Origin of the sequence: Nonomuraea sp. NPDC049141 (assembly GCF_040648415.1) — a bacterium.
Lineage (GTDB): Bacteria > Actinomycetota > Actinomycetes > Streptosporangiales > Streptosporangiaceae > Nonomuraea.
Genome location: NZ_JBEZDR010000221.1, coordinates 1 through 1418 on the forward strand (window position 1 = coordinate 1; position 1418 = coordinate 1418).

Annotated in this window: 1 protein-coding gene; it reads left to right on the forward strand. The window is 68.2% G+C overall.

The window, feature by feature from the left end:
- Positions 1–221 precede the first annotated feature (221 nt).
- Positions 222–1379 carry an ISAs1 family transposase gene (locus AB0B91_RS66005; protein WP_358343230.1) on the forward strand — a complete coding sequence of 386 codons (1158 nt, stop codon included), beginning with the start codon at positions 222–224 and terminating at the stop codon, positions 1377–1379.
- The last annotated feature ends 39 nt before the right edge of the window (positions 1380–1418 follow it).

A 1418-nucleotide genomic window follows, 5' to 3' on the forward strand; every position in this document is an offset into this window, starting at 1 on the left:
CCAGGGCCACGGCGAGGTATCGGTAACAGCCTGAGTGTCCGTTTCTCGGAGTGACTGTTCCGGGGGCAAGGGGGCCTGGAGAGGCGTCCGGGGACGAGAACAGGCACGACCTTCGAGATCATGAGGTTCTCGACGCCTAATGATCACCAGAGAAGACCGTGCCTGTCCTAGCATCATCGCCGATCAGTGCTGCCCTTGGCCAACTGGCCGAGCACGGCCCGGTGACCGCCTCCGCTACCGACTGCCTCAGCCTGCTGGAATGCTTCCAGCGCCTGCCCGACCCCCGTGATCCGCGTGGTATCCGACATGCGCTGGCGTCGTTACTGGCCGGTGCCGCGGCTGCCGTGCTGGCCGGCGCCCGCTCGTTCACCGCGATCGGTGAGTGGATCGCCGATGCCCCCGCCCAGGTCATGGCCGTCCTCGGCGTCCGGCGGGATCCGCTGAGCCGGGTATGGCAGCCGCCGGACGAGTCAACCGTGCGGCGTCTGTTCGAGCAGATCGACACCGACGCCCTGGACGAGGCGGTCTGCTCCTGGCTGGCCGGGCGGGCCGCCACGGCCGGCTCCACGATGGACGGCCCGGCTCGCGCGCGTCGCCGGGCCGTGGCCGTCGACGGCAAAGCCATTCGCGGCGCCCGCAACCGCGGCGGTGAACCGGTCCACCTGCTGGCCGCTTTCGACCACGGCAGCGGCCTGGTGCTCGCGCAGACCGACGTGGACGGCAAGACCAACGAGATCACCCGCTTCCAGCCCCTGCTGGAGCATCTCGACCTACACGATCGCGTGGTCACCGCCGACGCCCTGCACACCCAGCGCGAGCACGCCACCTTCCTCATCGAGCAGAAACAGGCGCACTACGTGCTGATCGTCAAGAAGAACCAGCCCAGCCTGTACGCGCAGGTCAAACGGCTGTCCTGGAAACAGATACCCGTCCAGCACCGCGAACGTGACCGCGGGCACGGACGACAGGAACGCCGCACCCTCAAGGTCGTCACCGTCACCACCGGCCTGCCGTTCCCCCACGCCGTCCAGGCGATGCAGATCAAACGCCAGGTCAGGGACCGCAGCGCAGGCAGATGGCGGACCGTCACCGTCTACGCGATCACCGATCTACTCGCCTGGCAAGCCCCTCCCGCCGACCTGGCCACCTGGATCCGCGGCCACTGGAGCATCGAGAACCGGCTGCACTACGTCCGCGACGTCACCTACGCCGAAGACCACAGCCGAGTCCGTACCGGCAACGCACCCCGAGCCATGGCCACCCTGCGCAACCTCGCCATCGGCGCCCTACGCCTGACCGACGCCGGCAACATCGCCCAAGCCATCCGCCACATCTCGCGCGACGCCACCCGCACGCTCACCGTCCTCAACCTCACATGATCGAGAAACCGGACAAAACTCCACTACGCCGGAGCCCTG